General features: G+C 62.6%; 20 protein-coding genes and 1 riboswitch. Of the genes, 10 read left to right on the forward strand and 10 right to left on the reverse strand.

Features of this window, described 5'->3' with window-relative positions:
* Positions 1-21 precede the first annotated feature (21 nt).
* Complete coding sequence (locus ACT6Q8_RS20590; RefSeq protein ID WP_444733997.1) at positions 22-1,098, reverse strand: putative urea ABC transporter substrate-binding protein; 1,077 nt, start codon at positions 1,096-1,098, stop codon at positions 22-24.
* A gap of 68 nt (positions 1,099-1,166) precedes the next feature.
* Positions 1,167-1,282, reverse strand: a riboswitch (guanidine-I (ykkC/yxkD leader).
* A gap of 191 nt (positions 1,283-1,473) precedes the next feature.
* Between ACT6Q8_RS20590 and ACT6Q8_RS20595 the strand changes: the two genes are divergently transcribed.
* On the forward strand, positions 1,474-1,983 hold the full coding sequence (locus ACT6Q8_RS20595) for a TIGR00645 family protein (protein WP_444733998.1): 510 nt from the start codon (positions 1,474-1,476) through the stop codon (positions 1,981-1,983).
* 157 nt (positions 1,984-2,140) lie between these two features.
* Positions 2,141-2,959: a transporter substrate-binding domain-containing protein gene (locus ACT6Q8_RS20600; protein ID WP_082372523.1), complete on the forward strand. Its 819-nt coding sequence runs from the start codon at positions 2,141-2,143 to the stop codon at positions 2,957-2,959.
* Here the strand turns inward: ACT6Q8_RS20600 and ACT6Q8_RS20605 are convergent, their stop codons facing one another.
* The 5 genes from ACT6Q8_RS20605 to ACT6Q8_RS20625 all read right to left on the reverse strand — a co-directional run bounded on the left by ACT6Q8_RS20605 (position 2,960) and on the right by ACT6Q8_RS20625 (position 7,449).
* Positions 2,960-3,217: a hypothetical protein gene (locus ACT6Q8_RS20605; protein ID WP_054169373.1), complete on the reverse strand. Its 258-nt coding sequence runs from the start codon at positions 3,215-3,217 to the stop codon at positions 2,960-2,962.
* A gap of 74 nt (positions 3,218-3,291) precedes the next feature.
* Entirely contained in the window at positions 3,292-4,812 is a 1,521-nt protein-coding gene (locus tag ACT6Q8_RS20610) for a DHA2 family efflux MFS transporter permease subunit (RefSeq protein ID WP_444733999.1), read from the reverse strand.
* A gap of 15 nt (positions 4,813-4,827) precedes the next feature.
* Positions 4,828-5,895, reverse strand: coding sequence for an HlyD family secretion protein (locus tag ACT6Q8_RS20615; protein WP_054169375.1), 1,068 nt, complete (start codon positions 5,893-5,895; stop codon positions 4,828-4,830).
* Positions 5,888-6,334: a MarR family transcriptional regulator gene (locus ACT6Q8_RS20620; protein ID WP_156344753.1), complete on the reverse strand. Its 447-nt coding sequence runs from the start codon at positions 6,332-6,334 to the stop codon at positions 5,888-5,890. The genes ACT6Q8_RS20615 and ACT6Q8_RS20620 overlap by 8 nt, the downstream gene beginning before the upstream one ends.
* A 149-nt stretch (positions 6,335-6,483) precedes the next feature.
* Positions 6,484-7,449, reverse strand: coding sequence for an alpha/beta fold hydrolase (locus tag ACT6Q8_RS20625; protein ID WP_444734000.1), 966 nt, complete (start codon positions 7,447-7,449; stop codon positions 6,484-6,486).
* A gap of 138 nt (positions 7,450-7,587) precedes the next feature.
* On the opposite strand from ACT6Q8_RS20625, the gene ACT6Q8_RS20630 reads away from it, so the two are divergent.
* The 8 genes from ACT6Q8_RS20630 (at position 7,588) to ACT6Q8_RS20665 (ending at position 18,795) form a co-directional block, all read left to right on the forward strand.
* A complete protein-coding gene (locus tag ACT6Q8_RS20630; protein WP_444734001.1) occupies positions 7,588-8,430 on the forward strand; it encodes a helix-turn-helix domain-containing protein in 843 nt (280 codons plus the stop codon).
* Between the two features lie 119 nt (positions 8,431-8,549).
* A complete protein-coding gene (gene purT / locus ACT6Q8_RS20635; RefSeq protein WP_444734002.1) occupies positions 8,550-9,722 on the forward strand; it encodes a formate-dependent phosphoribosylglycinamide formyltransferase in 1,173 nt (390 codons plus the stop codon).
* Positions 9,722-10,939: an MFS transporter gene (locus ACT6Q8_RS20640; RefSeq protein WP_444734003.1), complete on the forward strand. Its 1,218-nt coding sequence runs from the start codon at positions 9,722-9,724 to the stop codon at positions 10,937-10,939. Before purT ends, ACT6Q8_RS20640 begins: the two co-directional genes overlap by 1 nt.
* A 3-nt stretch (positions 10,940-10,942) precedes the next feature.
* Entirely contained in the window at positions 10,943-11,884 is a 942-nt protein-coding gene (locus ACT6Q8_RS20645; RefSeq protein ID WP_054169381.1) for an AEC family transporter, read from the forward strand.
* 212 nt (positions 11,885-12,096) lie between these two features.
* Positions 12,097-13,377 (forward strand): efflux RND transporter periplasmic adaptor subunit, encoded by a 1,281-nt coding sequence (locus ACT6Q8_RS20650; RefSeq protein ID WP_444734004.1) that lies wholly within the window; start codon positions 12,097-12,099, stop codon positions 13,375-13,377.
* A 26-nt stretch (positions 13,378-13,403) separates the two neighbouring features.
* Complete coding sequence (locus ACT6Q8_RS20655; protein ID WP_054169383.1) at positions 13,404-16,493, forward strand: efflux RND transporter permease subunit; 3,090 nt, start codon at positions 13,404-13,406, stop codon at positions 16,491-16,493.
* Positions 16,494-16,708: 215 nt separating this feature from the next.
* On the forward strand, positions 16,709-17,056 hold the full coding sequence (locus ACT6Q8_RS20660) for a RidA family protein (protein ID WP_444734005.1): 348 nt from the start codon (positions 16,709-16,711) through the stop codon (positions 17,054-17,056).
* A gap of 116 nt (positions 17,057-17,172) precedes the next feature.
* Positions 17,173-18,795 carry a fumarate hydratase gene (locus ACT6Q8_RS20665; RefSeq protein WP_054169392.1) on the forward strand — a complete coding sequence of 541 codons (1,623 nt, stop codon included), beginning with the start codon at positions 17,173-17,175 and terminating at the stop codon, positions 18,793-18,795.
* 201 nt (positions 18,796-18,996) lie between these two features.
* On the opposite strand, the gene ACT6Q8_RS20670 is transcribed toward ACT6Q8_RS20665, so the two are convergent.
* The 4 genes from ACT6Q8_RS20670 to ACT6Q8_RS20685 form a co-directional block, all read right to left on the reverse strand.
* Entirely contained in the window at positions 18,997-19,533 is a 537-nt protein-coding gene (locus ACT6Q8_RS20670; protein WP_444734006.1) for a PadR family transcriptional regulator, read from the reverse strand.
* Positions 19,534-19,570: 37 nt separating this feature from the next.
* Entirely contained in the window at positions 19,571-20,008 is a 438-nt protein-coding gene (locus tag ACT6Q8_RS20675) for a nuclear transport factor 2 family protein (RefSeq protein ID WP_444734007.1), read from the reverse strand.
* A 31-nt stretch (positions 20,009-20,039) separates the two neighbouring features.
* Positions 20,040-22,055: an oxidoreductase gene (locus ACT6Q8_RS20680; RefSeq protein WP_444734008.1), complete on the reverse strand. Its 2,016-nt coding sequence runs from the start codon at positions 22,053-22,055 to the stop codon at positions 20,040-20,042.
* A gap of 277 nt (positions 22,056-22,332) precedes the next feature.
* The coding region (locus ACT6Q8_RS20685) for a hypothetical protein (protein WP_444739420.1) at positions 22,333-22,671 on the reverse strand (339 nt) is incomplete at its 5' end.

Genomic DNA, 22,671 nt, shown 5'->3' on the forward strand with positions numbered 1-22,671 from the left:
AGAGATTGCTGCCGCCGCCGCTTACAGCTTCCCGTCTGCTGCCGCCGCCATGTACGTGTCGGTGAAGCGGAGCTTCACGAACTTGGCATTGCCGTAGGTGACACCGCCCGGGAACTCGATCCCCACGGCTTCTGCCGACGGTGCACCGTTGCCCAGCAGGCCGTGGTCGAACAGGAAGCCCGCCACCTTCTGCATGGTGGCCTTCGGTTCGGCCCCGCGCACAAAGCCCAGCGCGTCGGCAGGCTTGTAGAACATGCGGGTGGCCTTCAACTGCGCCTCAAAGCCTGCCAGATCGGTGCCTGACGCCTTGCCCATGGCGGTGCGGGCGGCTACACCCGCGGGGGTGTCGGCGGACATCAGGGCCATGGTCTCATACCAGATGCCGGCCAGCGCCTTGCCGAAGGCCGGATTGTCCTTCAGCACATCAGTGTTCGCGACGGTCAGGTCGATGATTTCGCCAGGGATCTGGCTGCTGTCGAACACCTTCTTCGCACCCGGCGTGGCCAGGATCTCGGCGACCAGAGGGTTCCAGGTGACCACTGCCGTGACATCCGCGGTGGACCATGCAGCGACCATGTCGGCGTCGGAGGTGGAAACGACGCTGACATCCTTCTTTTCCGTCAGCTTCACGCTTTCCAGCGCGCGGGTCAGCAGATAATGGCTGACCGAATATTCCACCAGATTGACCTTCTGGCCCTTGATGTCGGCCAGCTTATCCTTGCCCTTCAGGATGACGGCGTCATTGCCGTTGGAGAAATCGCCCACGATGACGGCGGTGGTGTCGACGCCACCGGCGGCGGGGATGGACAGGGCGTCCATGTTGGTGACAGTGACGGCGTCGAAGGCGCCGGCGGTGTATTGGTTGATGCTTTCAACATAATCGTTGAACTGCACCACCTCGATCTTGATGCCGTACTTGTCGGCCCATTTCTTCACGATGCCTTGGTCGGCGGCATACTGCCACGGCATCCAGCCGACATAGATGGACCAGGCCAGCTTGAAGTCCTTCTTCGGCGCCGCATAGGCGGGAAGGGAGAGCAGCGAGGCGGCAACCAGGCCGGCGGTCAATTTTCCAAGGAAGCGGCGCGTCTTCATCATCCAACCCCTATCGTTCCAAACCGGTTTGGGGGTTGGCGGAGACCGTAAGGGGGCGCCAACCCACCTCGATCTCCCGGGCTTTTGTCCCGCCGTGTACCAGACGGGGCCGATAGGCCGTGTCTGGCGGCAGCTCTCGGACCAGACACCCGTGTCATCCACGGCCGGAACCCTAGCCACCTTTAATACGCTGCATAGCAGCAAGGTTCGTGCCAGCCATAAATCGCCAGAATCGCTGGATGGATCGCCAGCATATGGCGCAGTTGCGGGCAACCTGCCTGATTGGAGCGCGTAAAAATTAGGCAATGCCGATGCGGTTGACAGAGGCCCTGCGCTCGGGCATCTGCTGGCCACGCCCGACCCGATGGAGAAAGCCCCGTGATCGAACGCTATATTGAGCGCACTCTCTACGCATGCCGCTGGCTGCTGGTGCCGATGTATCTGTGTCTCGCCCTTGTCTTGATCGCGTTCACGGTCCGGTTCGGCGTGGAACTGGTAGACCTGTTTGGTTACGCCCTTTATGGGGAAAGCGAGGCTGATCTGATCCTGGCGGCCCTGACGCTGGTTGATCTGGTCCTTGTGGGCAGTCTTGTGATCATGGTGATGATCAGTGGGTATGAAAATTTCGTCTCCCGGATTGAGTTGGATGAGAATGATGAGAAGCTGTCTTGGCTGGGCAAGCTGGATAGCGGCACGCTGAAAGTTAAGGTCGCCGCCTCCATCGTGGCCATTTCGTCCATCCATCTGCTGAAAAGCTTCATGGATGCCGACAAGGTAACGAATGACAAGCTGATGTGGCTGGTCATCATCCACCTGACCTTTGTGGTTTCGGCGGTGCTCATGGGCTGGCTTGACAAGCTGTCTTCCTCGAATAAGTCGAGGCTTTAACCAGATTCCAAGCCTTCAGGTCACATGCCCAGCCCGGCATGTGACCTTTTGTTTCAAGGTTGCAATATTTCGCATTAACCACAAAAAATTTATTAAAAAATCCTTAAACCTGCGATATGTGAACGGAACATATCCCGTGGGTTAAGGGGGAACCGGGATGACCGGTCGTTTCAGCGGAATGTGGTGGCGATTGGCGGCCCTTCTGGCCGTTATCATGATATCCATCCCAGCCATGGCCCGTCCCCTGACATTTGCCTTTGGTGACCATAACGAGGCACCGTTCGCCATTGTCGAAAATGGGCAGTTGAAGGGCGGGTTCGCACTGGAGTTTGGCCGGGCGCTGGCCTCACGGCTGGGTCTGGATGCCGCGTTCCGCTTCGTGCCGCGTAATCGTATCGCTGCTGAAATCTCTACTGGCAGCGTCGATGCCTATTGTCTGGCGGCACAGCCCTATTATCCGGCCTTCGCGCCCGACCGTTTCACCCAGTCATTCTTCACTGATCACGACATCGTGCTGCTGTCCGCCGGATTGCGCGGTCCGGCGGCAATAGACTCGCTGCTGGGCGCGCGGGTGGGGACGGTGTTGGGTTTTCTCTACCCTGCTGCCGTCGAAGCGCTGTTCAGCAGTGGAAAGGCGGAACGTATCGATGCGCGCAATGCCGATGGCAATCTGCGCAAGCTGCAGGGCGGGCGCCTGGATGCGGTTATCCTGCCGCTGGCGACATGGCGTCTGGCTGTATCGCGTGACGAGGCCCTGGCAATGGTCGCCAGACCGGATTTTATCCCGGTTGCCGCGCGTGACCGCGTGTGTCTGGTTAGTCCCGCCAGTCCAGTGACCGTGCCCGAAATGAACCTTGCCATCCAGTCATTGGCGTCGGATGGAACATTGGCGGTGATGCTGCGCGATCTGGGATTGTCAACCTCGCTGCAATCGTCGCAACTGCCGCTGACGGCACCGGGGCCGGCGCGCCGCTGATCAGTCCAGCAGACCGTCAATATCGGTCATCAACCGCTGACGCCGCTGCACAACCGGGACATTGTCGGCACCACCGGTCGTGGCGTCCGGCACCTCTGCCATCGACGCTACGTCGTCGGCCTGTTCATCGGCCAGGACAGCCGCCACGGCGGCCCGCACATCGTCCCGGCGTGTGGCCGGCACCCAGAATTCAAGCCGCACCAGCCCCGCCGCCTTGCGGCGGGCGCGTGCCCTGATTTGCCGGATCGCGTCGCTCATACCGTCACCTCTTCAGATGCGACCACAGTAATGCAACCTGCATGCGAATGAAAAGTGCAGCCGGCGCGGTGCGGTCATTCCATCACGGCGGCATGCTTGTCCACTGCGGCGGTCGCCTTCGGCTTGCGCAGCAGCAGCAATAGCGGAATCGCCGCCAGCGTGACCAGCATCATCATATGGAAATCATTGAGATAGGCGATCATCGCTGCCTGCCGGTTCACCATCAGGTCGGCAGCGGCCAGCACTTCCGGGGCGGCCTGTCCTACCATGCTGATCGGCCCGTCAATGTTGGTGTTGAAAGGGCTGATATGGGCGGACAGTTCGGCATGGTTGACCTGGGTGAAATGCGCCAGCGCCGCCGTCACAACCGACACGCCCAGGCTGTTGCCCATGTTGCGTACCAGACTGAACAGGCCGGCGGCATCGGGCCGGTCGGCGGGGGCCAGGGTCGCAAAGGCCATGGTCGACAGTGGCACGAACACCATGCCGATCCCCAAACCCTGGATCACACCGGACAGGATGATGGGGCTCGAATCCATCACGATGGTGAAGCCCGTCATCATATGCAGTGACCAGCCGGTGACGCAAAGACCCGTCAGGATCAGCAGCCGCGGATCCACCACCCGCATCAGCCGTCCGACCATCAGCATGGAGATCATTACGCCCACGCCGCGCGGCGCCATCACCATGCCCGTAGTGATGGTGGGATAGCCCATCAACCGTTGCAGCATCGGTGGCAGCAGGGCCATGGCGGCCAGGACGACGATGCCGATAATGAAGATGAAGACCAGCCCCAGCAGCAGGTTGCGGTCGCGCAGCAGATGTGGCGGCAGAAACGGCTTTTCCGTCGTCATCATATGCACACTGAAACCCCAGAACGCCGATACCGCCACACCCAGTTCCAGCCAGATTTCGGGAGAGGCGAACCAGTCCAGCTGTTCGCCCCGGTCCAACATCAGCTGCAACGTGCCCACACCGATGGACAGCAGCGCGAAGCCGACGAAATCAAACCCCCGCTGCCGCGTCGGCGCCTTGGGCAGCCAAGCCAGGATGCCCAGGAAGGCCATGATGCCGATGGGCACGTTGATGTAAAAAACCCAGCGCCAGTTCAGGCTTTCGGTCAGCCAGCCACCCAGGGTAGGGCCGATGACGGGGCCAACCATGACACCCGCCCCCCACATGGCCATGGCCTGTCCATGTCGGTCGGGCGGATTGATGTTCAGCAGCACCGTCTGTGACAGGGGCACAAGGGCGGCACCGAACACGCCCTGCAGCAGCCGCCAGATGACCATTTCCGTCAGGCTGCCGGCGGTGCCGCACAGCATGGAGGCAGCCGTGAAGCCGACCACGGAGATCAGGAAAAGCTGTTTCAGCCCGATCCGGTCGGTCAGCCATCCGGTCATCGGCGTCATGATGGCAGACGCAACGATATAGGAGGTCAGCACCCAGGTAATGCTATCCTGTGCGGCTCCCAGGCTGCCCTGCATGCTGGGCAGGGCGACATTGGCGATGGTTGTGTCCAGTACCTGCATGATCGTCGCCATCATGATGGCGACAGTCAGGGGGCCCTTTTTAATGGTGGCTGTGTCGGTCATGGCGGATCCCCCGCGTTACCGGGCCGCCGCCTGTGCGGTGGCAAAGCCGGGCAGGCCGCGGCTATGGCCGGTATCGATATCGACATTGGCGGACAGGCCGGCACGCAGCGGTACCTGCTGCCCCTCTGCCAGTTGCAGACGGACGGGCACGCGCTGCACCACCTTCACCCAGTTGCCTGTCGCGTTCTGTGCGGGCAGGACGGAGAATTCCGACCCCGTGCCGGCACCGATGCTGACGACCTTTGCCGTCAGGGTCCGGCCCGGATAGGCATCCAGTTCTATGGTCGCGGTCTGACCCGGCTTCATGTTGGTCAGGTCGGTTTCCTTGACATTGGCTTCCACATAGGTGGCCTGGGTTTCCACCACGCTCAACATCGACATGCCGGGCAGGGCGAACTGTCCCACACGCAGCCGATCCGTCTGGCTCGCGATGCCGTCGGCAGGCGCGTGGACCAGAGTGCGCTCCAGATCCAGGGTGGCCCGGTCACGCGCGGCCAGAGCCTGCATCACGGTCGGGTGGCTGTCGGTGGCGATGGCAGGGTCACCGCCAAGGTCGGCCAGGGCGGCCGCCACACCCTGCCGGGCCTTGGCAACACCCTGTTCGGCGGCGCGGAGCTGATTGCGCGCCTCATCCAGTTTGGCCAGGGCGGCATAGCCGTTGCGGGCGAGGCTGGCCTGCCGGTCGTGGTCGCGCTGCCGGAACTCCAGCTCCTGTTCGGCTTCTGCCAGTTCGGCCCGCTTCTGCGACAGGTCGGCACGCATGCGCTCGACATTCAGCCGGGCGGTCGCGATGGCGGCTTCGGACTGGGCCAGGGCGATGCGGTAGGGCTGGGCGTCAATCTCGAACAGCACGTCGCCACGCTTCACCGGCATGCTTTCCGCCACATGCACGGCGGTGACCAGACCCTGCACCTCTGGTGCCACGGCCACCTTGTCCTGCTTCACATAGGCATTGTCTGTGCTGACATAGCGGCCACCGGTGGCCCAGACATAGGCGCCGGTACCCGCCAGCACGACCGGCAGGGCCAGGCCCAGCGCCAGTCGGCGCCAAGCGGGCAGGGGGCGCTTTGCCGTGTCACTCATGATTTTCACCTTTGGAAAGGTTGGTCCGCACCCGCGACAGCAGATGCATCAGTTGTTCACGCTCCGCCTTGTCCAGGCCGGCCAGCGCTTCCTCATAAATCTCGTCAACCACCAACCGCATGGGGGCCAGCGCCTCCCGCGCCTTTTCCGTAAGGAACAGTAGCCGGGCGCGGCGGTCGGTCGGGTCGGGCTGACGCTGTACCCAGCCGCCTTCCTCCATCCGGTCCAGAAGGCGGGTCAGCGTGATCGGTTCCACATCCAGCGCCTCGGCCAGCTCCGCCTGCTTCATCCCCTCCTGTTTGGAGATCTTGAAGATGGCGTGCCATTGGGCGCGCGTGCTGCCAGTGAAGCGCAGCCGCTGGTCAAAGCGCTTGCGCAGCAGCCGGGCCGTATCCGCCAGGGAGGCGCCGAATGGGGGAGTGGGATCAAGGTTGCTCATAGGCATACATAATATAAGCATGCTTACTATAAGCAAGGCATGGGCCGCCTCGGCAGCCATGCAGAAATATCGGGGGCACAAAGAAAGCCCGCGCGGACCAGCAGGTCCGCACGGGCTTTATCAGCCCTTTCAGATGGTTAGAGATAATGTCAGGCGATGCCCCACAGGCGCTTGGCCTCTTCGGCGATCGTGTCGGGAAACTCCTCCGGGAAGAACAGCATCCCGCCGGGTATCTCCCTCACGCCCATGGCGTTCGGGAACAGGGCGTTCAGATAGGCGGGTGCCTTGGGTGTGAAAATCGGATCACCAGTGCCCCAGATGATGCGGACGGGCTGTCCTTTCTGGCGCAATACAGCCTCGGTCCCGGCCAGGGAATTGGCTTCCAGGGCCAAGGCGTAGCCATTGGTCAGGTTCTGGTTGGCGACCAAGGGGGCCAGATACATGTCGATCGTGGCATCCTCCATCCGGGCCGGATAGGTAAAGGTCTGGCCACCCAGGCCGATCTTGGAACGGGCGCGGTCATGATCGGCCAGATCGGGGGCCAGCCATTCGCGGGCGAAAGCGCCGGCCTTGGCCCGTTCAATCACGGGCAGCAAGGCGGGTGGGGGGCAATCAATTTCGGTGTCGCCATTGGTCAGCAACAGACTGCGCACCCGATCCGGATATTTCACCAGGAAAAGCTGGGCCACGGCGACGCCGCTGTCATTGGCGACGATATCGACATAGCGCTCGCCCAACCCGTCCAGGAAGGCGGCCAGCATGTCGGCCTGTGCCGCCGGTGCCAGACTTTGGCCGGCCCGCACCTTGGTGTAGCCAAGGCCCATGAAATCCGGGGCCAGACAGCGGCGCCAGGGTGACAGACGCTCCAGCTGTCCGCGCCACTGAAATCCGTTCAACGGAAATCCGTGCAGGAACAGGGCGGCAGGACCCTGGCCCCGCTCCACATACGCAATGTCGCCGAAGCCGGTTTTCAAAAACCGGCGGGCGGCATTAAAGGCTCTGGCATCAAGGGCTTCGACCGCTTGTATAGCGGGGCTGGCAAGGACATGACGCACCGGCAGGGCGGTAGCGGCCAGCAGACCCAGGCTGGACAGGGCGAAGGAACGGCGGTTCATGGCAGGGCTCACAGTTCTGGTGGACAGGCCACAAGCAATGCCGAGCAGGGGTCATGCCCTCAATGACGCCCCCGATCATGGCGATATGACCTGGGAGGTTATTGTCCTGGGCTGCATTCAGCCCTTACGCTGCTCCCCATGATCAAGCCACAGACGCAATCCCACCCCGTCATCTTTCCGTCCAATGCCAGCCTGGGCGTCATGCTGCGCGAATGGCGGGCGGCGCGACGGTTGAGCCAACTGGATCTGGCCTTGGATGCGGACATTTCCGCCCGGCACCTGTCCTATATCGAAACCGGAAAGGCGCAGCCCTCTCGCGAAGTGCTGATGCGGCTAGCGGACGCCCTGGAAATGCCGCTGCGTGAACGTAATGGCTTGCTTGTGGCCGGCGGCTTCGCCCCGATCTTCCGGGAAACCGGCCTTGGCACGCCGAAGCTGGTGGGGATGAAACAGGCCATTGAGGCCATTCTGGCACAACAGGAACCCTATCCGGCCTTCGTGCTGGACCGGCGCTGGAACATCATTCAGGCCAATGCGGCGGCGGCGCGGGTTAATGATTGCGTCACGCGTGGTGCGCCCGCCCTGCACGACAATATGATGCGGCAGATTTTCAATCCCGGCCCGTTCCGCGACGCTGTGGCGAACTGGCATGAGATTGCCGGGGACCTGCTGCGCCATCTGTACCAGGAAGTAGCGATGAACCCGGCCGACCGGATGGCGAAGGCGCTGCTGGATGAATGCCTGCGCTATCCCGATGTGCCAGCCAGCTGGCGCTTCCGGGACCTGGCGGCGGGGCCGTCACCGATGGTGACTACCATGCTGCACCATCCCGACGGGCGACTTCTGCAGTTCTTCTCCACCATTACCAGCTTTGCGACGCCCTATGACGTGACGCTGGACGAGTTGCGCATCGAATGTTGCTTCCCGCTGGATGAGAATACGGCAGCGATCTGCCGTGACCTGCGTGATGGCAAGGCATAACGCCCTTGACATGCCACCCGCGCGCCCGGCCCCCGTTGCGCGACCGCACCCTTCGCCCTAGGGTCATTGTCCATGGGGGCGCCTTTGGACGGGCAGCCCGGAAGAAATAAGGGTAGGCCATGCCTTTCACGGCGAAGATCCTTCTGCTCGGCTCGGGTGAGTTGGGGCGTGAGTTTGTCATTTCCGCCAAGCGTCTGGGCGCGCAGGTCATCGCGTGTGATGCCTATGATAATGCGCCGGCCATGCAGGTGGCCGACGGGCGGGAGGTTTTCCCCATGCTGGACGGCGACAAGCTGCGCGCCGCCGTGGAAAAGCACCAGCCGGACTTTATCGTGCCGGAGGTGGAAGCCATCCGTACCGAGATGCTGGCCGAACTGGAAAGCGAAGGCTTCACGGTGGTGCCGTCGGCCCGTGCCACGCAGATGACCATGAACCGTGATCGTATCCGCGAACTGGCCGCTGTCGATCTCGGCCTGCGGACCAGCAAGTACCGTTATGCCGAAAGCTTTGATGAAGTGAAGGCGGCCATTGCCCATACCGGCCTGCCCTGTGTGATCAAGCCCGTCATGTCGTCGTCCGGCAAGGGCCAGAGCACCGTCAGGGAAGAAGGCGCGCTTGAAGCTGCCTGGAAATATGCCGTGGCCAATATGCGCGGCGACCGGGCCAAGGTGATCGTCGAGGAGTTCATTCCGTTCGAATATGAGATCACCCTGCTGACCGTGCGGACCAAGGACGGCATCGTCTTCTGCCCGCCCATCGGTCACCGTCAGGAACGCGGTGATTACCAGGAAAGCTGGCAGCCGATGGGCATGCGGCCCGACCTGCTGAAGTCGGCACAGGATATGGCGGCCAAGGTCGTCAACGACCTGGGTGGCCATGGCATTTTCGGGGTGGAGTTCTTTGTGACCAAGGATGAGGTCATCTTCTCCGAACTGAGCCCCCGCCCGCATGATACCGGTATGGTCACCCTGACCTCGCAGAACCTGTCGGAATTCGACCTGCATGCCCGCGCCATTCTGGGCCTGCCGATTCCGGCGGTCGAACTCTATGGCCCTTCGGCCAGCGCCGTGATTCTGGCCGACCGCGAGGCCAGGGAGTTTGCCTTTACCGGTCTGGCCAACGCCCTGTTCACGGGTCGTCCGGATCAGGCGGTTGATGTCCGCCTGTTCGGCAAGCCGACCACGCGCCCCTATCGCCGCATGGGCGTGGCCCTTGCGCGGGGCACCGACACGGATGAGGCGCGGGCAACCGCCTATGAGGCGGCCTCGCGCATCCGTATCGATTACAAGTGATGACGGCCAGCCCGCCGCCTTTCAGCGCCATGACCGGCATCCAAACCGGCAGCCCGGCTTTCCGCCGGGTGTCTCTGGCCTTGTTCGCGGCGGGCTTTTCCACCTTTGCCCTTCTCTATCATGTGCAGCCTTTACTGCCGTTGCTGGCCGATGGGTTCGGTGTGGCGCCGGCGGAGGCAGCGCTGGCTCTTTCCCTTGCCACCGGTTTCCTGTCGGTTTCGCTCCTGCTGTCCGGTGCCCTGGCCGATATTTTCGGGCGCAAGCCGGTGATGGTGGCATCGCTGACCCTTTCCGCGCTGTTGACCCTGCTGACCGCCATCATCCCGTCCTGGCACGGGCTGTTGCTGGCGCGTGCCCTGTTCGGGGTGACGCTGGCGGGGCTGCCGGCGGTGGCGATGGCCTATCTGGGGGAGGAAATGCACCCGTCCGCATTGGACAGGGCCATGGGTCTTTATATTGCGGGATCGGCGATGGGCGGCATGGCGGGGCGGCTGGTTACCGGCGTCGTCGTCGATTTTCTGCCCTGGCAGGCGGCGACCATCGGGATCGGACTGATGGGGTTGCTGGCCGCTTTCGCGGTCTGGCGGTTATTGCCGGTGTCGGCGGGATTTGTGCGGCGGCCTGCACGGCCGGGCCTGATGCTGACCGCGCTGGCAGCTCCGCTGCGTCGGGCCGATCTGCGGCTGCTGTTCGCGCAGGGTTTCCTGCTGATGGGCGGCTTCATCACCATCTTCAATTACATGGGTTTCCGTCTTCTGCTGTCGCCCTTCGACCTGCCGCAGTCGGTCGTGGCGCTGATTTTCAGCGCCTATCTGCTGGGCATGGGGTCATCCTCCACCGTGGGCCGCTTGACGGTACGGTGGGGCCGGGCACCGGTGATGGTGGGGGCCGTGCTGATCATGACGGCGGGTGTCGCCCTGACGCTTGCGGACACGCTCTACACCATTGTCCCCGGTATCGCGCTAATGACATTCGGCTTCTTCGGTGCGCATTCAATCGCCAGCGGCTGGGTCGGGGCGCTGGCCCCCGCCACCGGCAAGGCGCAGTCATCATCCCTCTACCTCTTCTCTTATTATATGGGTTCCAGCCTTGTTGGGGCCGGTGGGGGCGTTATCTGGGCCGCATGGGGCTGGGGTGGACTGGTGGCGGTGGTCGGCCTGATGCTGATCCTGTCGCTTTTCGCCATCGCTGCCTTGTCGCGCATGACGCGGGGCTGAGGCATGGATACGATCCTCAACATCATCCTGCCGGTCTTCGGCCTGGTCGCCATCGGCTTCGTAGTCGGCAGACCGCCGGTATTTCCGGCGGATTTCGCCAAATCACTTTCGAATTTCATCTTCTATTTGGCGCTGCCCTGTCTGCTGTTCCGGTCCATGGCGGCCAGGGGCCTGCCGCATGGCGACGAGATGAACTTGGTGGCGGCCTATTATCTGGCGCTGACCGCAATCATGCTGGCCAGTTTCCTTTATGCCCGCTGGGTCTATCGGGAAACGCTTGGCGGGGCGGCCACGCTGATGCTGGGGTCGTGTTTCTCCAACACGGTGCTGGTTGGGGTTCCCTTGATGCTGGCGGCCTTTGGGCAGGCGGGGTTGCAGCAGATGCTGCTGCTGGTCACGGGGCACGCCGCGTGGCTGATCGGGATCGCAACGGTCCTGGCGGAGGCGTCCAGGGCGGGCAAGGGCGGTGGTGCCCTGCGCATCGCGGGCCAGACTATGGCGGCCCTGGTCAAGAACCCCGTGATCATCGCCATTCTGTCAGGCTTGGCCTTTGGTACCACCGGTCTGACTATTCCTGGGCCGATCGACGGCATGATCCGCATGCTGGGTGAAGCTGCCGTGCCCTGTTCCCTGTTCGCGCTGGGCGCCAGTCTGGTGGGGTTGACCGTCACTGACCTTGTTGGCCGAACGCTGTTCATGACGATGGTTAAACTGTTCATGCTGCCGGCTGCGGTGTTTGTTTCAGGCCGTTACATTTTCGATTTGCCCCCGCTGACCCTGGCGGTTGCGGTGACGACGGCCAGCATGCCAAGCGGTATGAACGCGTTTCTCTTCGCCCAGCGTTACGAAACCCATGTGGCCCGTACCGCCAGCTCGACCATGTTAACCACGTTATTCTCTGCGCTGACCACAGGTCTGGTCATCGATATTTTTCGTGGCGGCTGAATTTACGTGTCTTTGTGCGCTTTTTGATCCCAGCCGCAATAATTCGTTACATGCGTGAAACCATGTGTGACTTTCCGCGACAATCTTCCGCATGTAATGTCCGGCAATAGGACGGGGGGAACGTTGTTCATCGCAGGGGGCGGTGGGCAGCGGTGGATCGCCCTCGCCCGGTAGCCGCGCCCGTTGTCGCGGCCCCGACGATGGTGAACGATATGACGGTGCAGCCTCTTCACACCCGCCCTGGCCATGATGGCAACGATAATCGGCCCAATCTTCCGGGTGGCCAGCGCTGGACCCCGCCGGGCGGGCGGCGTCCGTCCAAGCTGAAGTGGATATTGCTGGGCACCGTGGTTGTGGCGCTGGCCGGGGCCGGCGCCTATTTGGCGTTCAAGCCCAAGCAGGCTGCTGATGGCAAGCCCGCCGCCGCTGCGGAGAAGGGCGAAAAGGACAGCTCCTCCATCCTGACCGTGACGGCGGTGAAGGCGACGGCAAGCGATGTGCCGCGTCAGCTGCTGGTTACCGGCTCCCTGGCTTCCTGGGATGAACTGCCCATCGGGACCCAGACATCCGGCCTCGCCATCACCGAGGTTCTGGTCGATGAAGGCGACAAGGTGAAGGCCGGGCAGTTGCTGGCCCGTTTCGATGACAAGGTGCTGCGCGCCGATCTTCTGTCGCGTGAGGCGTCGCTGCGTGAGGCGCAGGCCCTGGCCGCAGAGGCGGAGGCCAATATCCGCCGTGCCGAGGAACTGGCCCGCACCGGCGCCATCTCCACCCGTGACCTCGATGCCCGCCGGTCAACAGCGCTGACCACCAAGGCCCGCGTCGGCGTTGCAGAAGCAGCCCGTGCCCAGGCCATTGCCCGTCTGGCACAGACAGAGGTGCGCGCACCCACCGATGGCACCATCGCAAAGCGTAACGCCCGCCTTGGCGCAGTCATGTCCGCCGGTGGTACCGAACTGTTCCGCATCATTCGCGACGACCGTGTCGAACTGCTGGCCGAGGTTCCGGAAATCGATATACGGCAACTGGCTGTCGGTCAGACGGCAGAATTGTCGGCAGTTGATATCAACGGCAAGCCCTTCATCGGGACCATCCGCATCATCTCCCCCGTGGTTGATACCAAGACGCGTATCGGCACCGTGAAGATCGATGTGCCCCATGATCCGTATCTCCGGCCCGGCATGTTCCTGACGGCCCGCGTCCGCACCGGCACGCAGAGCGCACCGGTCCTGCCCGAAGAGGCCGTGGTCTACCGCGATGCCAAGAGCTGGGCCGTGGTGGTCGATGCCGCCAAGGATGACAAGGGGCATCACACCGTGACGGCGCGGGAGGTGCAGACCGGTCCGCGCGATGGCAACCGTCTGGCCATTCTGTCCGGCCTGAAGCCGGGTGAGGATGTGGTGCTGACGGGTGCTGGCTACCTGAAGACCGGCGACAAGGTGATCATCACCCCGACGCCGGCCGACAAGGTCAACCCGCTTCCCGCCAACTGACCGCTGATTAGAGAAAGGCACCGGACATGAGCCGCGGCAATATCTCGGCGGTTGCCATCCGCCACCCCGTACCACCCATCGTCCTGTTCATCATCCTGACACTGGCCGGTCTGATCTCCTTCTGGAAGATGGATATCACCGGCAATCCCGACATCGACTTCCCCATCGTCAATGTGGGCGTGTCGCGTCCGGGTGCGGCCCCGTCGGAACTTGAACAGGAAGTGACGAAGAAGATCGAAGATGCGGTGTCCAACATCACGGGCATCGATCACGTTTCTTCCAACATCACCGACGGCTATTCGAACACCACGATCGAGTTCAAGATCGGCTATAATACCGACCGTGCCGTCAATGACGTGCGCGACGCGGTCAGCCGTATCCGTTCGGATCTGCCGCAGGATATCTATGAACCGCAGGTCCAGCGTCTGGACGTGACGGGCGACGCCATCCTTTATTATGCCGTGACCTCCACCCATCGCACGGTTGAGCAGCTTTCCTGGCTGATCGACAGCGATCTGGCCCGTTCGCTGAAGCGCGTGGATGGTGTTGGTGAGGTGGAGCGTCTGGGCGGTCAGAACCGTGAAATCCGCGTAAACCTTAGCCCTGAGCGCATGATGGCGCTGGGCGTGACGGCGGGTGAGGTCAATTCACAGCTGATGCAGCTGAATATTGACATGCCCGGCGGGCGTGGCGAGATCGGTGCCGCAGAGCAGTCCATCCGCACCCTGGGCCGGGCCCAGAGCGTGGATGACCTTCGCAATGTCGAGATCGCGGTGGCCGGTGGCCGCAAGGTGCGACTGTCCGATATTGCCGATATCGTGGACGGCACGTCCGAACTGCGCGGTGTTTCGCGTCTGGACGGTGTGCCCACCGTGGGCTTCGCCATCAGCCGTTCGCCCAATTCCTCGGAAGTGACCATTGCCAAGGGCGTGGATGAGGTTATCGCGCAGTTGAAGAAGGACTATCCGGACCTGACCTTCAAGCTGATCATCTCCAACGTGAAATACACGGTGGACAGCTACATCGCTTCCATCGAGGCGTTGGTGGTCGGCGCCTTGCTGGCGGTGGGTGTGGTCTGGTGGTTCCTGCGCGACATGCGCGCCACCCTGATCTCTGCCTTGGCCATGCCGCTGTCGACCATCCCGACCTTCCTGGTCATGGAATGGTTCGGCTTCACCCTGAACGGCATCACCATGCTGGCTTTGGCCCTGGTGGTGGGCATCCTGGTCGACGATGCGATCGTGGAGATCGAGAATATCGTCCGCCATATCCGGCAGGGTAAACGTCCGTTCGAAGCGGCCCTGGAAGCGGCTGACGAGATCGGTCTGGCCGTGGTGGCCACGACGATGACCATCGTTGTCGTGTTCCTGCCCGTGTCCTTCATGCCCGGTATCGCCGGTCAGTTCTTCAAGTCGTTCGGCGTCACCGTGGCCGTGGCGGTGCTGTTCTCGCTGCTGGTCGCGCGTTTGCTGACGCCTTTGATGGCAGCCTACTTCTTGAAACCGGCACAGCCGGACGAGCATAAGGAAGGCCCCTGGGCCCACCGCTATCAGACGCTGCTGGGCTGGTGCATTACGAACCGGTGGAAGACCATTGCCGCCGGCACCCTGTTCTTCTTCGCATCGGTGGGGCTGACCCTGGCGCTGCCGTCGGGCTTCATCCCGGCACAGGATATCGGCTTCTCCAATCTGCAGATGGAAATGGCCCCCGGCGTGAACCTGGAGCAGATGGACGCCTCCGTTCAGCGAGCCGCCAATGTGCTTCGCGCCCAGCCGGAGGTGGAGACGACCTGGGCCCGTGCCGGTCGTGGCGGGCAGGTGCGCCGTGGTTCCATCATCGTGATGCTGAAGCCGCGTGGCGAGCGTATTCACCAGAAGGAGTTCGAGACCCGCGTCCTGCCGGAGTTGCAGAAGATCCCCGGTGTCCGCTTCTCCTTCAATTCGACGGGTGGCTTTGGCAACCGTGACGTCTCGATCATGCTGACCTCTGAAAACGGTCCGCTGCTGGACGCCCATGCCAACAAGGTTCTGGCGGAGATGCAGGCGCTGCCGATGCTGAAGAACGTGACCTCGACGGCGGCCCTTCAGCGTCCCGAAATTCAGATCAGGCCGATGTTCGAACGGGCGGCTGAACAGGGCGTGTCGGTGATTTCCATCGGTCAGGTTGCCAAGGTGGCGACCCTGGGCGAGATCGACACCAACTCCGCCAAGTTCAATCTGGGCGACCGTCTGGTGCCAATCCGGGTGCAGCTGGACCCGGCGGCCCGTGGCGACCTGGATACCATCGCCAATCTGCGTGTCCGCACCAATACCGGCGCTACGGTTCCGCTGTCTGCGGTGGCCAAGCTGGAAATGGGCTCGGGTGCGGTGCAGATCGACCGCTTCGACCGTGCCCGCCGCATCTCTGTGCAGGCCGACCTGAACGGTGCGGAACTGGGCGAGGCGACGAAGGCCATCAACAATCTGCCCTCTATGGCCCACCTGCCGTCGGGCGTGTCCAAGCCGGCCTATGGCGGCTCTGAACAGATGCAGATCATGATGATGGGCTTTGCGGTGGCGCTGGGCACGGCGTTCCTGCTGATCATCGCGGTGCTGATCCTTCTGTTCCATAACTTCTTCCAGCCGGTGACCATCATGACAGCACTGCCCCTGTCGCTGGGTGGTGCGGTGATCGGGCTGCTGATGTGCAACATGGCCCTGTCGCTGCCGGCACTGATCGGTATCCTGATGCTGATGGGCATTGTGACCAAGAACTCCATCCTGCTAGTGGAATATGCCATCGTCGCCATGCGCGACCATGGGATGGGCCGGCGGGAGGCGTTGCTGGATGCAGGTGCCAAGCGTGCGCGGCCCATCATCATGACCACCATCGCCATGGTGGCCGGCATGGTGCCCATCGCCTTCGGCTGGGGTGCCGATACGGAATTCCGTCAGCCCATGGCGGTGGCCGTTATCGGTGGTCTGATCACCTCCACCATGCTGTCGCTGGTCTTCGTGCCGACCATGTTCACCCTGATGGATGATTTCCAGAATTGGATCGGGCCGAAGCTGGGCCGCATGCTGACCAGCCGGGAGCCAGAACTGCCGCTGCGTCCCCACATGGTGGATGGCGAATAAGCCAGACTTCCATTGCTGTCCTGAAAGATGCGCCCGGATGGTCTCCATCCGGGCGTAATCTTTTTACGCGCTTCGGGGGCCATCTTGTAATAAGCGGCATGGGCTGCATGACTGGCATTTGCCGCCGCCACTTGTGGACTGGGGCGCTTGCCCCTATCCCGGCAGATGCTGGCCGCCCATTCGGGTGCGGCCCTGACAAGATAAGGAACTGTTCGGTGAGCATCGTCCGTCTGCATCCCGGCCGCCGCATGAGCGAAGCCGTCATCCATGCCGGTACCGTCTATCTAGCCGGCCAGGTGGCCACCGATACCAGCGCCGACATCAAGGGCCAGACGGCCCAGGTCCTGGCGCAGATCGACGCCCTGCTGGCCGAGGCCGGCTCATCCAAGTCCAAGATCCTGTCCACCACTATCTATCTGTCCTCCATCGGCAATTTCCCCGCCATGAACGAGGTCTGGGATGCCTGGGTGGACCAGAGCAACCCGCCGGCCCGCGCCACAGTGGAGGCCCGCATGGCCGCCCCCGGCTATCTGGTGGAAATCGTCTGCATCGCAGCTGTTTAAGCAACGTGACGCCCCAGACCAACGGCCCTCTGGCGGGGGCCGTTGGTCTGCGCTATCTGAACGGCCTTGAACGGCGGACCCCGGCCCGCCGCCCCCGAAAAGACCCGGAGCCAGAAATGCCCGATGATGTTGTGAAGCACAGCTTCAGCCTGTTCCCCCTGGGTGCCGACACCACGCCCTATCGCAAGCTGACCAGCGATTACGTCTCCACCGTCGACTTTGACGGCGAGACCGTGTTGAAGGTGGAGCCGGAAGGGCTGCGCCTGCTGGCCGAAGCCGCCTTCATGGACATCAACCATTTCCTGCGCCCCGGCCATCTGGGCCAGCTGCGCGCCATCCTTGAAGATCCCGAGGCCTCGCCTAACGACCGGTTCGTGGCGCTGGACCTGCTGAAGAACGCCTCCATCGCCGCCGGCGGTATCCTGCCCATGTGTCAGGATACGGGTACGGCCATCATCATGGGTAAGAAGGGCCGCAAGGTCTGGACCAAGGGTGCCGACGAGGCTGCCCTTTCCGAAGGCGTAGCCGATGCCTACCGTAAGCGCAATCTGCGCTACAGTCAGGTGGCACCACTGTCCATGTATGAAGAGAAGAACACCCGAACCAACCTGCCGGGCCAGATCGAGATATTCGCCGAGGGCGAGGACGCCTATAAGTTCTTGTTCATGGCCAAGGGCGGCGGGTCGGCCAACAAGACATTCCTGTTCCAGGCCACGCCGTCGGTGCTGGCGCCCGACCGTCTGATCCCCTTCATTGAGGAGAAGATGGCCTCGCTCGGCACGTCCGCCTGCCCACCCTATCACCTGTCGGTGGTGATCGGTGGTCTGTCGGCGGAACAGAATCTGAAGACGGTGAAGCTGGCGTCGGCCCGCTATTATGACAGCCTGCCCACCCAGGGTTCCGAATCCGGCCATGCCTATCGCGACCTGGAGATGGAACAGGCCCTGTTCAAGGCCGCCCAGGGGCTGGGCATCGGGGCGCAGTTCGGCGGCAAGTATTTCTGCCACGATGTCCGCGTCATACGCCTGCCGCGCCATGGCGCCTCCATGCCGATCGGCATCGGCGTCTCCTGCTCTGCCGACCGTCAGGCCCTGGCCAAGATCACCAAGGATGGCATCTATCTGGAACAGCTGGAAACCGATCCCGCCCGCTTCCTGCCGGAAGTGGATGAGGCGGCGCTGTCGGGTGAGGTCGTGAAGATCGACCTGACCCAGCCCATGGATGAAATCCGCAATCTGCTGAGCCAGTATCCGATCCGCACCCGCGTCTCCCTGACCGGTCCGCTGATCGTGGCGCGCGACAGCGCCCATGCCAAGCTGCGGGCCCTGCTGGATGCCGGTCAGCCGCTTCCTGACTATTTCAAGAATCACCCGATCTATTATGCCGGCCCCGCCAAGACGCCGGAAGGCTACGCGTCCGGCTCCTTTGGCCCCACGACGGCGGGCCGTATGGACAGTTTCGTGGACCAGTTCCAGGCTGCGGGCGGCTCCTTCGTCATGCTGGCCAAGGGCAACCGCTCCCCCGCGGTCAAGAATGCCTGCCAGAAGCATGGCGGCTTCTATCTGGGCTCCATCGGCGGGGCGGCAGCCCGTCTGGCCCAGGACTGCATCAAAAAGGTCGAATGCATCGCCTATCCCGAACTGGGCATGGAAGCCATCTGGCGGATCGAGGTGGAGGATTTCCCGGCCTTCATCATCACCGATGACAAGGGCAACGATTTCTTCGACGCCGCGAAGTAACAGCAGACAGCGCCCCATCCACCCGGATGGGGCGTTATGCATTTCAAGGCGGTCATACCAGCGGCGGGAAATCTTGACCGATGGTCAATCTTTCCCGCCCCTCAATCGCCGGTGCCAACATCCGTTGGCTTGGCTACGCCGCACGAGCGGCGCGGCGGCGGTCGCCGCCGTACCATCGGTCATGAATTATGACCGATGGTATCAGTCCGATGGGGCGGACAGCAGCGCCATCGCCTGTTCGCAGAAGGCGGCGCGGTGCCGCTCATATTCGATGCCGGCTTTCAGGACCAGATGGCGCAGCTGCTGGCCCCTGTCCGTCGGCGGTGGGGTGAAATCCCGCTTCTCGATATCCTGGTAGGTTTTCAGCCGGTCACGATGATGCTGCGCAAGTTCGGCCAGCGTATCGAGCAGGGTGGTCGGCCCGACCATCGCCTCGGCCCGTAGCCGCACCATCATCTCATCCCGGATCGGCAGCGGTTCCTGCCGCTCCGCTGTCCAGCGCGCCAGCTCCGCCCGCCCCGCCGGCAACACCCGAAACGCCCGCTTTCGCCCGCGCGCGCCATCAACGGCTGTCCCCTCGATCAGGCCCGACGCCTCCAGCCGCGCCAGCTCGCGATAAATCTGCTGATGCGTGGCCTGCCAGAAATAACCGATGGAGCGGTCAAAACGCCCCGCCAGTTCCGAACCGGCGCCGGGACGTTCGATCAGGGCGGTCAGCAGGGCGTGGGGCAGGGACATGGTGACGATCCAATCAAGGGGAATTCGGCCATGCCTATCAGGCTTTGGCCTTGAAGGCCGCGATATCCTGTCCCACACGCCGTCCCATCTCTGCGGCCAGGGCCTGCAAGCCGCTCAGGGGACGGATCATCACTTCGAACTCCCGGATCAGTCCTTGTTCGTCAAAGCGGATGAAGTCGATACCCTTCACCTGTTTGCCCTCCACCGTGGCAGCAAACTCCAACACGACATTCAGCCCATCTGCCGTAACGGCGGTGCGGTGATAGGTGAAGTCGCCGAAGACCCGCATGACAGTACCGATGGCCAGCAGCAAGGCATCTACCCCTTCATAGGCTGTATGGGCCACCGGCGACCGGAAGGTCGCCTGTTCATGGGTGATACCGCGCAGGGCGGCGACGGACTGGCTGGCAACGATCTCGTGCCAGATGGCCAGGGAAGATGCGGCGGCCGGGTGCAATCCGGGCAGTTGGGTCATGGATTGCTTCCTTCTTCCGTCGGGAGGGGGATCAGAGTGCGGCGGCCAAGCGCGTGCCCTGGTTGATGGCCCGCTTGGCATCCAGTTCGGCCGCGACATCGGCCCCACCGATCAGATGGACGCGTAGCCCCCGAGCCTCCAGCCCTGCCTGCAATTCCCGCAACGGCTCCTGGCCCGCACAGATCACGACATGGTCGACATCCAGCACCTGATCCTGCCCACCGATGGTGACATGCAGGCCGGCATCATCAATGCGGCGATAGGTGACGCCGCCCATGGTGGCTACTCCATGCATCTTTAGAACCGTGCGGTGGATCCAGCCCGTGGTGCGGCCCAGATTCTCGCCCAGCTTGCCCTCGGTGCGCTGCATCAGGAAGACCTGCCGACCATTATGTTCCAGCTCCGGCCTGGTGCAGCCGCCGGGCTGGCGATAATCGGGGTCAACGCCCCATTGTTTGAAGAAGCGCTCGGCTGACGGCGCCTCGTGCCGTTCTACCAGATAGGTGCTGACATCGAAGCCGATACCGCCGGCCCCGATGACGGCCACCTTGCGGCCCACCGGCACCTCATCGCGCAGGACATCGAGATAGCCCAGCACCTTGGGATGGTCGATCCCCTCAATCGCCGGCTTGCGCGGTACCACGCCGGTGGCCAGGACCACCTCGTCAAACCCGCCCTGGTTCAACATATCGACATCGGCGCGGGTGTTGAGGCGCACAGTCACGCCCTTCAGCTCCAGTTGCCGGCGGAAGTAACGCAGGGTTTCGTTGAACTCCTCCTTGCCTGGGATCTTGCGGGCGATGTTGAACTGCCCACCCACCTGTGCCGATGCCTCGAACAAGGTCACCTTGTGTCCGCGCTCCGCTGCCGTGACCGCAAAGGACAGGCCCGCCGGCCCGGCACCCACCACAGCGATATTCTTCGGTGATGCAGTCGGGGCGATGATAAGCTTCGTCTCATGACAGGCGCGAGGGTTCACCAGACAGGAAGTGATCTTGCCGCTGAACGTATGGTCCAGGCACGCCTGATTACAGGCGATGCAGGTATTGATCTCATCGGCCTTGTTCTGGCGCGCCTTGGCCACGAAATGCGCATCGGCCAGGAAGGGACGCGCCATCGACACCATGTCGCAATAGCCATCGGCCAGCAGGTTCTCGGCCACCTCGGGCGTATTGATGCGGTTGGTGGCGATCAGCGGGATGGAGACCTTGCCTTTCAACTGCTTCGTCACCCAGGCAAAGGCCCCGCGCGGCACAGAGGTGGCAATGGTGGGGATGCGTGCCTCATGCCAGCCGATGCCAGTATTGAGTATGGTGGCTCCCGCCGCTTCAATGGCCTGTCCCAGTTGCACAACCTCTTCCAGCGTGGACCCGCCCTCCACCAGGTCCAACATCGACAGGCGGTAGATGATGATGGAGTTCGGACCGACTTTCGCGCGGATACGGCGGACGATCTCGACAGGCAGGCGGATGCGGTTCTCGTAAGACCCGCCCCACTCGTCATCGCGATGATTGGTGCGGGCCGCGATGAACTCATTGATCAGGTAGCCTTCCGATCCCATCACCTCAACACCATCATAACCGGCAAGCTGGGCCAGGGCGGCACAGCGCACAAAATCGGCAATGGTCTCTTCCACCTCCTCTCCCGTCAGGGCATGGGGGAGGAAGTGGTTGATGGGGGCCTTGATGGCAGAGGGGGCGACGAGGTCCTTCTGATAGGAGTAGCGCCCGAAATGCAGGATCTGCATCGCGATCTTGCCGCCCTCTCTATGGACGGCATCCGTTACGATACGGTGATGGGCGGCTTCCTCCTCCGTTGCCAGGACGGCACCGAACGGGGCAGGGCGTCCGCGTTCATTGGGCGCGATGCCGCCGGTTACGATCAGCCCAACCTCGCCGCGCGCCCGTTCCGCATAAAAGGCGGCCATCCGTTCAAAGCCATTGGGCGCTTCCTCCAGTCCCACATGCATCGATCCCATCAACACGCGGTTGCGCAGGCTGGTGAAGCCAAGGTCGAGCGGCTTAAGCAGGTGGGGGTAGGCCGTCATGTCGGGTTCCTTTATGCAACTAGTTGAATAAAACATGACCGTCCACCTGATCCGCCGCAACCTGTTTCAAAACATAGCCGGCGCCGTGCCGCCTGCGTGAGCCACATGGCCCGTTACGGTGTCGTTTCAGAAAAGTGACTTATGTCTGCAGAAAGTTGTTGCGTTGGTGTGTTTGGGTGTCCTATACCCCGGCTCCCGCAGCGAGGCGGCCCTGGTGGTTGTGGCGATGCGGACGGTTCTTGGTGGTGTAAGCCACTGACATTGTTGGACTAAGACATCATCGCAAGGCGAACTTCAGTTTGCTTCTGTTGGTCGGTTTCGCTTGTGTCTTTTGTGTTTTGCCGGTTCGCTGGTGACGCTGAAAAAAAAGATGAGGCGGTGAAAAAAACCGGTTGACAGGGTTTGGTGGAGCGACTAGAAAGCGCCCCACCGACGCGCCGGACACGATCTGGCGGCGATGGTGAAACGATCCCTGAAATGACTGGCGCTGCGGTGCTGGTTGTTGAAGACCCGGGGTTTTGACCTGGGTGGCAGTGTATCGTTGGTTCTTTGACAAGTGAATCTGTTGAGAAGGGATGCGCAGGCGGCGGATCTTGATGAGCTGGCAGGTCTGGTT

The organism is Niveispirillum sp. (genome assembly GCF_052437035.1).
GTDB lineage: Bacteria > Pseudomonadota > Alphaproteobacteria > Azospirillales > Azospirillaceae > Niveispirillum.

Bases quoted from the DNA above. Each gene is read 5' to 3' on its own strand.
- ACT6Q8_RS20590 (WP_444733997.1), bottom strand. From the start codon at position 1,098: ATGATGAAGACGCGCCGCTTCCTTGGAAAATTGACCGCCGGCCTGGTT.
- ACT6Q8_RS20600 (WP_082372523.1), top strand. From the start codon at position 2,141: ATGACCGGTCGTTTCAGCGGAATGTGGTGGCGATTGGCGGCCCTTCTG.
- ACT6Q8_RS20605 (WP_054169373.1), bottom strand. From the start codon at position 3,217: ATGAGCGACGCGATCCGGCAAATCAGGGCACGCGCCCGCCGCAAGGCG.
- ACT6Q8_RS20610 (WP_444733999.1), bottom strand. From the start codon at position 4,812: ATGACCGACACAGCCACCATTAAAAAGGGCCCCCTGACTGTCGCCATC.
- ACT6Q8_RS20615 (WP_054169375.1), bottom strand. From the start codon at position 5,895: ATGAGTGACACGGCAAAGCGCCCCCTGCCCGCTTGGCGCCGACTGGCG.
- ACT6Q8_RS20620 (WP_156344753.1), bottom strand. From the start codon at position 6,334: ATGAGCAACCTTGATCCCACTCCCCCATTCGGCGCCTCCCTGGCGGAT.
- ACT6Q8_RS20625 (WP_444734000.1), bottom strand. From the start codon at position 7,449: ATGAACCGCCGTTCCTTCGCCCTGTCCAGCCTGGGTCTGCTGGCCGCT.
- ACT6Q8_RS20630 (WP_444734001.1), top strand. From the start codon at position 7,588: ATGATCAAGCCACAGACGCAATCCCACCCCGTCATCTTTCCGTCCAAT.
- purT (WP_444734002.1), top strand. From the start codon at position 8,550: ATGCCTTTCACGGCGAAGATCCTTCTGCTCGGCTCGGGTGAGTTGGGG.
- ACT6Q8_RS20640 (WP_444734003.1), top strand. From the start codon at position 9,722: ATGACGGCCAGCCCGCCGCCTTTCAGCGCCATGACCGGCATCCAAACC.
- ACT6Q8_RS20645 (WP_054169381.1), top strand. From the start codon at position 10,943: ATGGATACGATCCTCAACATCATCCTGCCGGTCTTCGGCCTGGTCGCC.
- ACT6Q8_RS20650 (WP_444734004.1), top strand. From the start codon at position 12,097: ATGACGGTGCAGCCTCTTCACACCCGCCCTGGCCATGATGGCAACGAT.
- ACT6Q8_RS20655 (WP_054169383.1), top strand. From the start codon at position 13,404: ATGAGCCGCGGCAATATCTCGGCGGTTGCCATCCGCCACCCCGTACCA.
- ACT6Q8_RS20665 (WP_054169392.1), top strand. From the start codon at position 17,173: ATGCCCGATGATGTTGTGAAGCACAGCTTCAGCCTGTTCCCCCTGGGT.
- ACT6Q8_RS20670 (WP_444734006.1), bottom strand. From the start codon at position 19,533: ATGTCCCTGCCCCACGCCCTGCTGACCGCCCTGATCGAACGTCCCGGC.
- ACT6Q8_RS20675 (WP_444734007.1), bottom strand. From the start codon at position 20,008: ATGACCCAACTGCCCGGATTGCACCCGGCCGCCGCATCTTCCCTGGCC.
- ACT6Q8_RS20680 (WP_444734008.1), bottom strand. From the start codon at position 22,055: ATGACGGCCTACCCCCACCTGCTTAAGCCGCTCGACCTTGGCTTCACC.